General features: G+C 38.0%; 13 protein-coding genes. 9 read left to right on the plus strand and 4 right to left on the minus strand.

The window, feature by feature from the left end; all coding sequences use genetic code 11:
- Positions 1-74 precede the first annotated feature (74 nt).
- The 6 genes from DRF57_RS12105 (at position 75) to DRF57_RS12130 (ending at position 7304) form a co-directional block, all read left to right on the plus strand.
- Positions 75-1124 carry a linear amide C-N hydrolase gene (locus tag DRF57_RS12105; protein ID WP_115918736.1) on the plus strand — a complete coding sequence of 350 codons (1050 nt, stop codon included), beginning with the start codon at positions 75-77 and terminating at the stop codon, positions 1122-1124.
- A 202-nt stretch (positions 1125-1326) separates the two neighbouring features.
- Positions 1327-2490 (plus strand): porin, encoded by a 1164-nt coding sequence (locus DRF57_RS12110; RefSeq protein WP_115918738.1) that lies wholly within the window; start codon positions 1327-1329, stop codon positions 2488-2490.
- A gap of 20 nt (positions 2491-2510) precedes the next feature.
- Positions 2511-3941: an anion permease gene (locus tag DRF57_RS12115; RefSeq protein ID WP_047492120.1), complete on the plus strand. Its 1431-nt coding sequence runs from the start codon at positions 2511-2513 to the stop codon at positions 3939-3941.
- Positions 3942-3957: 16 nt separating this feature from the next.
- A complete protein-coding gene (locus DRF57_RS12120; RefSeq protein WP_047492118.1) occupies positions 3958-4614 on the plus strand; it encodes a succinate dehydrogenase cytochrome b subunit in 657 nt (218 codons plus the stop codon).
- A 10-nt stretch (positions 4615-4624) separates the two neighbouring features.
- Positions 4625-6541, plus strand: coding sequence for a fumarate reductase/succinate dehydrogenase flavoprotein subunit (locus DRF57_RS12125; RefSeq protein ID WP_084085863.1), 1917 nt, complete (start codon positions 4625-4627; stop codon positions 6539-6541).
- A 13-nt stretch (positions 6542-6554) separates the two neighbouring features.
- Positions 6555-7304, plus strand: coding sequence for a succinate dehydrogenase/fumarate reductase iron-sulfur subunit (locus DRF57_RS12130; protein ID WP_047492116.1), 750 nt, complete (start codon positions 6555-6557; stop codon positions 7302-7304).
- Positions 7305-7419: 115 nt separating this feature from the next.
- On the opposite strand, the gene DRF57_RS12135 is transcribed toward DRF57_RS12130, so the two are convergent.
- Positions 7420-8379, minus strand: a complete 960-nt coding sequence (locus DRF57_RS12135; RefSeq protein ID WP_115918740.1) for a hypothetical protein — start codon at positions 8377-8379, stop codon at positions 7420-7422.
- A 58-nt stretch (positions 8380-8437) separates the two neighbouring features.
- Positions 8438-9451 (minus strand): nucleoid-associated protein, encoded by a 1014-nt coding sequence (locus DRF57_RS12140; RefSeq protein WP_047492108.1) that lies wholly within the window; start codon positions 9449-9451, stop codon positions 8438-8440.
- Positions 9452-10017: 566 nt separating this feature from the next.
- Between DRF57_RS12140 and DRF57_RS23910 the strand changes: the two genes are divergently transcribed.
- The 3 genes from DRF57_RS23910 to DRF57_RS12150 all read left to right on the plus strand — a co-directional run bounded on the left by DRF57_RS23910 (position 10018) and on the right by DRF57_RS12150 (position 11206).
- Entirely contained in the window at positions 10018-10179 is a 162-nt protein-coding gene (locus DRF57_RS23910) for a hypothetical protein (protein ID WP_167449368.1), read from the plus strand.
- 12 nt (positions 10180-10191) lie between these two features.
- Positions 10192-10548 (plus strand): DUF7674 family protein, encoded by a 357-nt coding sequence (locus DRF57_RS12145; RefSeq protein WP_115918742.1) that lies wholly within the window; start codon positions 10192-10194, stop codon positions 10546-10548.
- Positions 10549-10810: 262 nt separating this feature from the next.
- Positions 10811-11206, plus strand: coding sequence for a DUF7674 family protein (locus tag DRF57_RS12150; protein ID WP_047492103.1), 396 nt, complete (start codon positions 10811-10813; stop codon positions 11204-11206).
- 113 nt (positions 11207-11319) lie between these two features.
- On the opposite strand, the gene DRF57_RS12155 is transcribed toward DRF57_RS12150, so the two are convergent.
- Both DRF57_RS12155 and DRF57_RS12160 read right to left on the minus strand, forming a co-directional pair.
- On the minus strand, positions 11320-11838 hold the full coding sequence (locus DRF57_RS12155) for a thioredoxin family protein (protein WP_047492101.1): 519 nt from the start codon (positions 11836-11838) through the stop codon (positions 11320-11322).
- A gap of 135 nt (positions 11839-11973) precedes the next feature.
- Positions 11974-13083 carry a heparan-alpha-glucosaminide N-acetyltransferase domain-containing protein gene (locus DRF57_RS12160; protein WP_115918744.1) on the minus strand — a complete coding sequence of 370 codons (1110 nt, stop codon included), beginning with the start codon at positions 13081-13083 and terminating at the stop codon, positions 11974-11976.
- Positions 13084-13278 lie beyond the last annotated feature (195 nt).

The raw sequence follows: 13278 nt of genomic DNA on the forward strand, positions 1-13278 counted from the left end.
TTGAATATGATGAAAAATTCATTGAATTATTCACAATAAATTCAATATAAAATTTAAATTCAAATAATACTATTATGAAAAAGTTCCCATTAATTTTATTTTCTCTTGTCCTTTCAATAGGATTATGGAATCCGTCTGAAGCATGTACCCGTGTAGTCTACAAAGGTCCACAAAACACTATTCTGACAGCCCGTTCTATGGACTGGCGTGATGAAATCCCAGCCAATCTGTGGGTTTTTCCAAAAGGAATAGAACATACCGGACAAACAGGGCCTAAATCTGTAAAATGGACTTCAAAATACGGAAGTATCATCAGCTCCAGCTGGGATATTGCCTCAGCAGACGGAATGAATGAAAAAGGACTGGTTGCCAATATGCTATGGCTTGGCGAATCCCAGTACCCAAAATTCGATCCTAAAGGAAGTAAAAAGGGACTTGCCATTTCTTTATGGGCACAATATTATCTCGATAATTTTGCCACTGTAAAAGAAGCGGTAGAATTTTCAAAAAAGGAGCCTTTCGTTATTGTAAGCGATTATATTCCCGGAACCGAAAAATTCACCACCATACACCTTTCCATTTCTGATGCTTCAGGAGACAACGCGGTATTTGAGTATATCAATGGAAAACTGGTGATTCACCATGACCTTTCCTATACGGTGATGACCAACTCTCCGATCTTTGAGGAGCAGCTGGCCCTTAATAATTACTGGAAAGGGATTCCCGGTAACGTTATGCTTCCGGGTACCAACCGCGCTGCAGACAGATTTGTAAGAGCCGCTTATTATATCAATGCGATCCCAAGAAGTGCTGATACACGTACAGCAGTGGCCAGCGTTTTCAGTGTTATCAGAAACTGTTCTGTACCTTATGGAATTACCTCAGCAACGGAACCTAATATCTCTTCCACAAGATGGCGCTCTGTTTCGGATCAAAAGAATCTGGTTTACTATTTTGAAACCGTTTTCACCCCTAATACTTTTTGGGTAGATCTTAAAGATTTTGACCTCAGCCCAAAAGGAAAAGTAATGAAACTGGACCTGGGCAGCTTTCATACCTATAATGGGAAATCCAATACGGATTTCAAGGAATCAATACCATTCAAATTTCTGGGATTAGAATAAAAACTACCCAAAAACCATAAAATAATAAAACACTTAAGTCATTTAAGTGCTCACCTCAACACATAAGAAATACACCCCCTTTCTTTATATCAGAGGTTTGTCCATAAGACAATTACTTGATAGGTGACCATTCTCTTCCTTGGGAGATGTGGCAATTCGAAGAGTTAACAGGTGGGTTTAAACAAAAAACAAACAAAAAGATATGGCCTTTTTTTCACTCAAAAAGAGAAGCCTGTTGCTCTGCATGCTTGCCTGCTGGTTTTCAGCTCATGCGCAGATACAGGATTCTTTACAGACCAAACCACAACCGGAAGAAGATAATGTAAAATACCCGCAGCTTCAGATCAAAGGCCTTTTCCAGGCGCGTTATCTGGTAGGCATGAGCAAAGATGTGGATGTAAACGGACTTCATCATGCAGATGGTTCCGGAACCAGCAATAATTTCATGCTCAAATACATGAGAGTTCAGGTCCGGGCGCAGATCAGTAAACGTACTGAAGTTGTTGTTTTGGCCAACCTTGCAGATTTTAAAAATGATCCTAAAAGCAGGGTCCTTGAAAACGCTTATCTGAAGTATACTTTTAATCCTAAATTAGCGATTACAGTCGGACAGTTCAGACCTTGGTTCGGGATCGAGGAAACCTACCCTATCGATATTATTAAATCTTTGGACTGGTCTAATCAGTATTCTGAATTTGGAAAGCTGGGCTGGACGAGTTTCCAGATCGGAATGTCTGCAACCGGGCAGCTTCAGCTTGGAGAAGTCCCCTTCCAGTATGCCGTGTCCGTAGTGAATGGAAACGGAAAAAACCAGGTCAATGACAATGACAACGGAAAGCAGTATTCTACCCGCCTGGTCTTTGGACTGTCTAAAAAATACAATTTCAACGTAGGCATTAATGGAGGTATTGGTGAAGTATTCAGTAAAAAAGTATATGCTTTAGGAGTTGACCTGAGCTCTTTGGTACAATTTGATCCAAGATGGAGCCTTGATATGCAACTGGAAGCCAAGCAAGCTACCAATCACGTTTTATACAATTCTATAGCCCCTGAAGTAAGACCTGAAAACCCGGATCAGTACCTGGTTCGCGGGGTTTACTTTCTTCCTAATCTAAGATATGAGATTAACCATAAAAACCTCAGCGCTTTTGAACTCTCATGCCGCTATGAATATCTGGATACCAACTTCAGATTGGCTTCCAACCCAAGACAGACGATCACCCCAATGGTTGGACTGGAGTTTCTGAAAAATTATGGAGCAAGAATCCAGCTGGGAGTACAGTTTGACCGTTACAAATATCAGGTGGCAAACACCTCACAATACAACAACAATCTATTCATTGTTCAGGTACAGAGTAGATTCTAAATCTTTAAATAGTTATTATCATGAAAGAAATTAATATCAAAAATGTAGCGATTACATTTATCGTGGCATTGATTATATGGTTCATTCCTGTACCCGAAGGTGTTACTCAGGATGCATGGCACCTGTTCGCCATCTTTGCTGCAACCATTTTAGGAATTATCCTTAAAGCCGCTCCCATGGGCACAATGTGTATGATGGCTATCGCATTTACGGCCCTTACACAGGTGGTGGCTCCGGGAGATGCCGGAAAATCAATCACCAAAGCCCTTTCAGGTTTTGGAGATAAAGTGATCTGGCTGATTGGGATTTCATTCTTTATAGCCAGAGGATTTATCAAAACAGGCCTTGGAAACCGTATTGCCTTTTTATTCATCAGGGTTTTCGGAAAAAGCTCATTGGGATTAGCATATGGGCTGGGCCTTGCAGATGTTTGTCTGGCACCGGCTATTCCGAGTAATACGGCAAGAGGTGGCGGAATTATCTACCCTATTATGAAATCTATGGCCATAAGCTTCGATTCCGTTCCTGAAAAACCCGAAACCCATAGAAAATTAGGTTCTTTTTTAACGCTGAACAGCTACTATATGAACCTCATCGCTTCTTCCATGTTTCTGACAGGTACGGCCAGTAATCCGATGTGTCAGAAATTTGCAGCCAACCTGGGCATTGATATTACCTGGATGTCCTGGGCAGCAGCCGGTTTCTTGCCTGGTGCCGTAGCATTCTTTGTCGTTCCTTTGGTTTTATACAAATTATATCCGCCGGAATTGAAAAAAACAGGAGATGCCCCGAAAATGGCTGCTCAGAAACTAAAAGAAATGGGACCTATCTCCCGAAACGAATGGCTGATGCTGCTGGCGTTCTTCATCCTTTTAGCGCTTTGGATATTTGGGGGAACCTTATCTATTGATGCTACTACAACAGCATTTATTGGATTAACTCTCTTGTTATTGACCTCAGTTCTGACATGGGAAGATGTAAAAGGGGAAAAAGGAGCCTGGGATACTATTGTCTGGTTTGCTGTGCTGGTAATGATGGCAAGTTCTTTGAATGAATTAGGCTTTATCGGATGGTTCAGTGACCTTATCAAAATGAAAATCGGAGGTCTCAGCTGGCAGGTAGCCTTTCCTGTCATTATCGTTGTATATTTTTTCAGTCACTATATTTTTGCCAGTGCTACAGCTCACGTTGCAGCGATGTATGCTGCATTACTGGGAGTAGGTGTTTCTTTGGGAATTCCACCCATGTTACTTGCCATGATGCTTGGTTTCTTAGGTTCAATCTATGGTGTACTTACCCATTACGGACACGGCCCTGCTCCGGTATTCTTCGGAAGCGGATATGTAGACCTGAAAGTCTGGTGGCTCAGAGGTCTCGAAATAGGGATTGTATTATTAATTATCTACATGGTTGTAGGAGGATTATGGATGAAAGTTTTAGGATATTATTAATTATAAAATCAAATTTATGTTATCAACATTGCTAAGAAAAATGCTGATGTGTCTTACGGGACTGTTTCTGGGGTTCTTTCTGCTGATTCATTTTCTTGGAAATCTCCAGCTGTTCCTTCCTCAGGAGCAGGCGCATCTTCAGTTTAATGCCTATTCCCATTTTTTATCCGGAAATATCATTATCAAAATAGTGTCTTACGTTTTATATGCCAGTATTATTCTGCATGCCGTAGACGGATTGGTGATCACTCTAAAGAATAGAAAATCAGGAGGAGACTACCGGAATGACAGACGTGGAAGAGCCAGCCAATGGGCTTCCCGGAATATGGGAATCCTGGGAACATTGATTTTAATCTTCCTGGTGATTCATTTTCAAAACTTCTGGTATGTCTACAAATTCGGAAATCCACCTTTGGACGAGAATGGAAATAAAGACCTGTATATTCTGGTGGTTACAGTTTTTAAAGAGTGGTGGTATGTGCTCATTTATGTAGCATCTATGATTGCACTCTGCTATCACCTGATTCATGGAATACACAGTGCGGTAAGAACTCTGGGATTGTATCACCCTAAATTTGTAAAGTGGTTCAAGACCATTGGAATTGCTTATTCGATCATTATCAGCTTAGGTTTTGCCCTGATGCCGGTTTATGTATTCTTTACTTATCATTAAAAAAACCGTTATGATTTTAGATTCAAAAATACCACAAGGCCCATTAGAACAAAAATGGGATTACTATAAAAAGAAAGCCAGACTTGTAAACCCTGCCAACCGTAAAAAACTGGACGTGATTGTGGTGGGAACAGGATTGGCAGGAAGTTCTATTGCTGCATCTTTGGGTGAAATGGGATATAATGTCAAGTCATTCTGTTTTCAGGACAGTCCGAGAAGAGCTCACTCCGTAGCTGCACAGGGAGGGGTAAATGCCGCCAAAAATTATAAAAATGACGGTGACAGTGTTTACAGAATGTTTGTAGACACCCTGAAAGGAGGAGACTTCAGGGCCCGTGAAGCCAATGTTTACCGTATGGCTGAATGTTCTTTAAACCTCATCGATCAGGCCGTGGCACAAGGCGTTCCTTTTGGACGTGAGTATGGAGGCTATCTCAACAACCGTTCATTTGGTGGTGTTCAGGTGAGCCGGACATTCTACGCCAGAGGGCAAACCGGACAGCAGTTGCTTTTAGGAGCCTACCAGGCTTTAATGAGACAGGTTGGAAAAGGTTCTGTAGAACTTTTTTCAAGACATGAAATGCTAGATTTGGTGACTATTGACGGCAAAGCAAGAGGAATCATCGTAAGGAATTTAGATACCGGAGCAATTGAAAGACATGCGGCCCATGCTGTAGTACTGGCAACAGGAGGTTACGGAAAGATCTACTACCTTTCTACATTGGCTATGGGATGCAATGGCTCTGCCATCTGGAGAGCTCATAAAAAAGGAGCATTAATGGCTTCTCCAAGCTGGATTCAGGTGCACCCTACTTCCCTTCCACAATCCGGAGATTACCAGTCTAAATTAACCCTGATGTCCGAGTCTCTGCGTAACGACGGGAGAATCTGGGTCCCTGCTAAACTGGATGAAAACAGACAGCCTAACGATATTCCTGAAAACGAAAGGGATTATTATCTGGAAAGAAGATACCCCGCATTTGGAAATTTGGCGCCAAGAGATATTTCCTCCCGTGCTGCAAAAGAAAGAATCGATGCAGGATATGGGATAGGACCGTTAAAGAATGCTGTTTATCTTGATTTTTCAAAGGCTATTAAGGAACAGGGAAAAGATAAGATTAAAGAGAAATACGGAAATTTATTCGATATGTATCTTAAAATAACAGGATACGACGCATATAAAGAACCGATGATGATTTCTCCGTCTGCTCACTTTTCAATGGGAGGTCTTTGGGTAGACTATGAGCTGATGACTACCGTTCCGGGACTTTTTGCATTGGGAGAAGCCAATTTTGCAGATCATGGCGCCAATCGTTTAGGAGCAAACTCCCTTTTACAGGCTTCTGTAGATGGATACTTTATTGCTCCTTATACCATTGCCAATTACCTGGCAGATGAGATTCATACCGGAAAAATATCCCCGGATACACCCGAGTTTGAACAGGCCGAAAATGCAGTTAAGAACCAGATCCGGGACCTGATCAATATCAAAGGAACCAAAACCGTAGATCATTTCCATAAAACATTAGGAAAATTATTATATGACTATTGCGGACTGGCAAGAAATGAGGAAGGTCTGAAATATGCCATCGAGGAGATCAGAAAACTGAAACAGGAATTCTATAAAGAAGTAAAAGTTTCCGGACAGGGAGATCAAATGAATTCCGAACTTGAAAAAGCAGGCCGTGTTGCTGATTATTTTGAGATTGGCGAGCTTATGTGTTATGATGCATTAACCCGTAATGAATCCTGTGGTGCTCATTTCCGGGAAGAATTTCAAACACCGGATGGTGAAGCATTGAGAAACGATTCAGAATATCAGTTTATCTCTGCATGGGCTTGGGCAGGCGAAAACAAAGAACCTGAACTGATCAAAGAGCCCCTGATATTCGAAGAAATACAGCCAACGGTAAGAAGCTACAAATAAAAAACAAAAAATTATGGATTTACACCTTAAGATATGGAGACAGAAAGACAGACAAAGTGAAGGAAAACTGGTTAATTATGACCTGAAAGGATTAAATTCTCACATGTCTTTCTTAGAAATGCTTGATACGTTAAATGAAAAACTGATCACCGAAGGAGATGAACCCGTAGAATTCGACCACGACTGCCGTGAAGGGATCTGCGGACAGTGCGGAATGATGATTAATGGTATCGCTCATGGTCCTTTAAAAAATACGACTACTTGCCAGCTTCACCTGCGATCTTTTAAAGATGGGGAAACAATCTTGATAGAGCCTTTCCGGGCAGGCGCTTTTCCAGTGAAGAAGGATTTAAAAGTAGACCGTTCCGCTTTCGACAGAATTATTTCTTCAGGAGGTTTCGTATCTGTGAATACCGGTCAGGCTCCTGATGCCACGGCCATTCCGGTTACCCATCAGACTGCTGAAGAATCTTTTGACTCTGCAGCCTGTATCGGGTGTGGCGCTTGTGTGGCAACCTGTAAAAATGGAAGTGCCGCTTTATTTACCTCAGCAAAAATTACCCATATGGCTCTGCTTCCTCAGGGAAAAGAGGAAAGAAGCAAACGGGTATTGGATATGGTAGCCCAGATGGACAGCGAATTATTCGGACATTGCTCCAATACGGAAGCCTGTGAAGTAGAATGTCCACAGGGAATTTCTGTACTCAATATCGCCAGAATGAATTTTGAATACAACAGGTCGCTGTTTTTTCAGAAAAAATAAGTGAACAAAAAAATCATCATAAAAAGAGCGGATTTGTCCATTACAAATCCGCTCTTTTTTATCTTTAGATTGAACATGGGTTTTCCAGGTTCAATATGCTGTAGTATTCCTTTATTTAAACTCTGGGAATCGTAATTGTACCCGGATCATTCTCATCATATAAAATCTCAACAGCACCTTGTTTGGGAATTGAGGAAAGGTCCAGAAGTCTGATCACCTTTTTATAGACCGCAATATGTTCTTTTCCCCTAAAATCCTTAAAACTGACCTGAAACATAATCTGCGGCTGGTCATTAACTGTCAGCCCCGTCTGATTCACACTGATAATCTGTGCTTCGGCACTTCTTCCCACAAAGAGGATACGTTCTTCTTTTTTGTTCTTAAAAAACTTCCCTATAATCAGCTGAAAAACCAATACATAAATAAGGGTCATCACTCCACTGAAAATAATAGGATGCATAAAAGTGAGAAACTGCCACCCAAAATCAAAGGATTCCCGCCTATAGAAATAAGAGTACAGACCGATAATATAAGCGATTAACAATATGATAAATACTATTCTTAAAACCATTCCCGATGCATTGAAACTAACCTTTTGATCACTTAAAATGAAGTAAGGTTCCTGTGAAACATTAGGATTCAAAAATACCTTCACATGATTTCCTACATCAAACCTTTTTTCCTGTGGCTTGGAATCATGAAACATCATCTCATGTTCAATCATGGTATTCCTAAGGTTGGGAAATGAAAGAACAATCTGAATAGCATTCATATTGGTTTTCGGAAAGTATTTTAAAAGCTGGTAACGCATTACCTTAGCCTCTCTGGGAATACCATTTCTCAGAATGGAATGAATGGTGTTCCTCTGCTTAAAAGTTTTAATGAAAAGAGTATTAATGAAGAATACGAGAATATATCCCCATAGTAATAAAGAAAGACCGAGATATCCATAGCTCAACGCTAATGAATTTCTCGGTCCTGTTGCGACTTCCTCCGTCACCATATAAATGAAAATCGGAAAAGGTACGCAGAAGAAAAAGAGGAAAGCACCCAAGAAAACGATCATAAATTTCATAACTGCTATTTTGTAATCAGCAATAAAGTTATGATATTATTTAATGAATTGATTTCTATTATACTTCTTTTTCAAAATAAAGTCTGTAGTATTTTCCTTTATCGTCCTCTCCTGTTTCAATTTTCTGTCTGTCCCCGTGGATATAGATATGGAAATTTTTATCAAGTTTAATGATGCTTTTGAAATGTCTCTGAGTTTTCTTTACAGCGGCTTCACTGATGGGGAATTCCTCAGCAATATTCACCTGCATATCCTGCTCATAATCTGTTTTAAAATTCACAAAACTTTCAATGACGTGTTCGTCTCCCAATACTTCACTGGCAAACTCATCCAGCTTAAACTCTTCTTTCTCCTTGAAGAAATTAATAGATTTATTAAGGAAATCTGCCTGATCGGCTTTAGAAACTTCAAATTCCTGTGGAAGTTGCTTGGTGATATAATCTTTATAAACCATCAACGCTTCCTGAGTATGGAAATATTCATCATCGCGCTGCTTTACTTTCAGGAAATCTTCAAACCAGTAATACATATCTCCGTTTTTGTTGTTGTCAACTACCGAAAGTACATAGCCTGTATTTTTATCATTATTATAGATTAAAGCTGCCTTATCAATTTTGGATAAGCCGATTCCCTGATCTTTTTCAATATCAAATGTTTCTTCTGTAGGATTAATTTTCAGGAAAGATTCTCTTTTTTCGGTTTTAAAGATCCCTATCTTATCCACTCTGTCCGGACGGTCACTTTCATCTTCAAAAAGTACAATAAACAGCTCTCCACTTTGAACTCTAGGGTTTTCCGCTGCTTCGAAAAGGTGTTTTGCAATATTTTCAGATTCCCATATAAATTTGGCCTTATCTTCAAAAATTTCAGAAACCGCACTGTAAACCGGATTGTTTACCAGATAGGTATCACTGTAAAAATGAAAAGTTTCTTCTGATTTGAATGATCCTAAAAAGTAATCTTCAAGCAATTCTGCCATTCCTTCCTCCAGCTTCAATTCCTCCTGGGAAAGCGTTAAGGAATCTCCATTGATTTTATTTCCGACTCTGTGTACTATAATTTTTGAAAACATCTTCTGAATATTTGGACTGCAAAGATATTCATTCTATTCTTTCCATCATATAGATACACCTGTGTAAAATTGTCACAAAAATGGGTCAAAAAAATGGTTAACCAAAACAATAACAGACTGAAAACCAAATAAATACTCATTTAACCATTTCATTCAAATTTACAAAATAAAAATTAAAACACTGATTATCAATAAATTGAATTATTGAATTTGTGTCCTTTCTAAAATTTTAGTCAAAAAATACTTTTCCAGAAAACTTTTTATGACAAATTGCAAAATCCTTCTGAAACAAGTAATTATAGAATTTATCAAGGTTTCTGTGATTCAGTACTTGGGAATTGAACAAACATTGATGGAAGAAACAATTCTAATTTTTGAATTCATCAAAAATAAAATTTCACTTTAGAAAATTTATTTCATTTTGATAAAATCCTTATCATTTTGACATGCTTTTTCAATTCTAAAAGCTCAATAAAAATAATATAACAAACTGTATTACAATTAAATAAACACAATCAAACTCCAAAGGAACAGTCTTGGCATCATTAGTTTCAAAACATACAAAAATGGACTTAAAAACATTAAACAGAATAGACAAGTTGAGAAGATTAAAAAGCAGAGGACCAAAAACTCCCAAATGGCTGAAACCCTATCACCTGCTTTTCTTTGCTTTTTTAACCGTTTTTATTTTTGGTGCTATCATCAAAATATTGGAACAAAATCATTAAAATCATAATAATATGAACTATTTACAGGCTGCACAGGAAATCACAGAACTCGTTCCCGACTTTGAACGTGAGCTGAAAGAGGAGAAAAATCAAAATCCTTATGCTATAGTCCGGGCTTTCACCGAACGTATTAAAAATATGATCCGCCAGAATGACAGAAATCTGTTGCTGAGGAGTTTACAGAAGATGGACAAAATGTACAGCGATGGAGATACAGTCCTAAAAAATGCTATTGAGCATACTTTTATCTATTCTCTGGACAATTTTACAGCATTCTGCAGTGAAGAATATAAAAAAATGATCTTTAGTCATATTTCCATAGACCTACAAAAGATCTATTCAAGACAAATTTACAGTCACGGGATATAAGTTTATTACATTTTTGACCCGTTTCATTACAAAGTGTTTAAATTAAACAAAAATAAAAATAACTCACAATCAATAGATTATGAAAAATAAAATAAGAAAAATTTCAGATTGGAAAACCTGGAAAACTACGACTAACAGACACAATTCCGAGATATTACTCACTCACATTGCTGTGATTGTAAGTGTTTTCATTTTTGCAGCATGTTTATAAATTTTGGTATACATTTCGCTGCAATACTAAGTGTTTGAAAAATTCTAAATTATGATGAAAGTACAAATGCAAACTATTAATCAAAAAATAGCTGTTGAATACTTAAAATTTTTCTATCCGCCCCTTCGCAGGGAAATCACACAGTTATCTGTTCAGGATAATTTTGCAGGAATCATGCAGGCTACCGTTAATTACCTGAAGGGTCTTTTGCAGGAATCGAAGATCAGCATTATAGCTCATCACATCAAACTCATGGACGGGCTTTACAGGAATGGAAATTCTTATGTAAGAACGATGATCGAAAATATCTTCATCAGGTCTTTTGAGAGCTTTAAAAAGCATGCTAAAATCCAGCATTGGAAGCTTCTTTACCGTTATATGCCCGTAAGTTTCCAGATCATCTATACTGAACAGCAAAAACAGGATCAGATCTACTTTGGTAAATAAAATAGTTTAATTTGAAAAGACTCCCCGGACAACTTTTGTTGTTCGGGGAGTTATATTTTATGGAAATTAGGGAAGGAACATAAAAAATCCCAGGCGTCTAACCTGGGATTTTTCTAATTATCTTTTTTAGTAAAAACATTCTCAATGATCTGAAGTTCTTCTTTACTCAGTTTTGAGCTTTTCTTCAGTTTTGCACTAAAAATGGCAACTTCCTCAGGGGTAGAGGGTGACCCCAGATTTTGTTTCTTGTCATCAAAAGAATCAGCAAGCACTTCTCCTTTAGGATTTAAGATCAGCCAGAAAGGAAGTCCGGCATTCTCTCCTTTGTATTTATTCATCAGCTCCTGTCCGCCCGGATTTTCCAGTGCTTTCTTTTCTCCTCTTTCCTGAACATCTACATACGCAGTAACAAAATTCTTTTCAAAAATAGGTTTGGTTTCCGGAAGGTTCATATTTTTCTCCATAACTTTACACCACTTGCACCATGAAGCATGAAACACCAGCAATACATTTTTATGGCTTACTTTAGCTTCTTTAAGCGCTTTGTCTAATACGATACCTGCCTTCTCCTGTGCCAGACCTAACTGAAAGAACAGTAAGGCTGCCACCACAATAATTTTAGAATATTTCATTAATACTTTTGTTTTTTATCTACACGAATGTAAGTATTTTACAAGAAATATGGTAATCACATTATTGTATTTCTTGTAAAATATTAATATCCGGTGTGGTATCCCTTTTTTCTGAAACCCAATAAGCCTTCAGTATTATTTCAGAGCGGTTTCATCCATTGATGCTCTTCTAAAGAGAACTAATGTTTTCTTCTTTCTTAGTATATCTAATGAAATCTGAACGGCAAATGTGAGGACAATATAAAACAGGATCAGTACAAGCACATACCCAATTCCATGTTGTCTATACCCAAAGATACCTTTACCCCAGGAAATTAATATCCATTGTATCATATACATTGATGTTAGATTTTTACTGCAGTATTTTAAAATTCTGATCGCATTATTTTCTTTCGTATGTAAGGTGATCCTAAAAATAAGCCACAGAAAAACTAATGTCCATCCTGCAAAATAAATAACACCTCCGGGTCCCATGTGATAAAAACCATTGTAGTGGTATTTACCGTATAAGAAAACCAAAGGAGCCCCAATGGCTATAAACAACAGTCCTACATATAGCATATTTCTAAACAGCTGCCTGCTGTTATGATTAATTTCCAGAAACCATTTACCGAAAAACATCCCGATAATAATAAAAGACATCCATGGGAAAACAGGAAAATAAACATAGGCAGGGTAATCATTATTAAAAAGAAGATCTAAAACATAATTAATAACAGGATAATCCATATTGATTCCACTTACTTCCCGGGATACAAGCGCTACCAATAATCCTATCGCAAGAATTACATATTTATTTTTGACATATTCTCTGATAAAGCCTACGAATAATAAGGACATCCCCGCTAACTGCAAAATATCACCCAACAGCACCAGATACACATATTGTTGTTCTATGGGAGCGTTCCAGCCATATTTTTGGATAAAATTATCCGGAGCAAAATTAAAAATCACAGGGATCATAAACTTCATGAAATTCATAAAAAGGCCTGCAAATACGAGTAAAACTCCGCGCTTTAATGCACTCTTAAGGCTTTGATGGCTCGACGTCATAAACGTTATTCCCATACAGATCAGAAAGATGGAAGTTCCTCTTCCCAAAAACACAATAAAACTTCCAATAACCGACTCTGATTGTGATTTTACATTCGCAAATATGAGTAAGGTATGTATAATCACCATTCCTATAACACTCATTCCTTTTATTAAATCCAGTGCCAGGATCCTTTTGCTTTGTTGTTCCATAATTTTTTTAGTTTTTAAAGCGTAAGCTGCATTTCACATAGGGAATTACACTTTTTAAGTGTGCCCGGCAGCCATTTTTGTAGTAATTTTAAAATATCGTTAGTTTATTTTTTTGATAACAAATAATCCACTTGTTCATGAATTCCTTATTTCACAGGGATTGTATGACATTTCTTTTTTTTATATTAATATTTT

This window comes from Chryseobacterium rhizosphaerae, assembly GCF_003385455.1.
Taxonomy (GTDB): domain Bacteria; phylum Bacteroidota; class Bacteroidia; order Flavobacteriales; family Weeksellaceae; genus Chryseobacterium; species Chryseobacterium rhizosphaerae.